The 274-nt window shown below is 51.5% G+C and carries 1 rRNA gene; it reads right to left on the bottom strand.

The window, feature by feature from the left end:
• A 23S ribosomal RNA gene (locus tag GJ699_RS35490) occupies positions 1-274 on the bottom strand; the annotation flags it as partial.

Here is a 274-nt window from a genome sequence, read left to right as displayed (position 1 = left end):
TACTCATCTCGCCCACCTGTGTCGGTTTGCGGTACGGTCTCGTATGACTGAAGCTTAGAGGCTTTTCTTGGAACCACTTCCGATTGCTACAGAGCCTAAACTCTTCGTCCCAGTCCCTTGAATTACGTGCCCGGATTTGCCTAAGCACCTTCTATGAACCAGAAACTGACTATTCCAACAGTCAGACAACCTTCCGCGATCCGTCCCCCCATCGCATCATACGACGGTGCAGGAATATTAACCTGCTTCCCATCAGCTACGCATCTCTGCCTCG

The organism is Duganella guangzhouensis (assembly GCF_009674535.1).
In the GTDB taxonomy this organism is placed as follows: domain Bacteria; phylum Pseudomonadota; class Gammaproteobacteria; order Burkholderiales; family Burkholderiaceae_D; genus Rugamonas; species Rugamonas guangzhouensis.
Note: the sequence above shows the minus strand (reverse complement) of the source record. Positions and strands in the feature narration are given on the sequence as shown.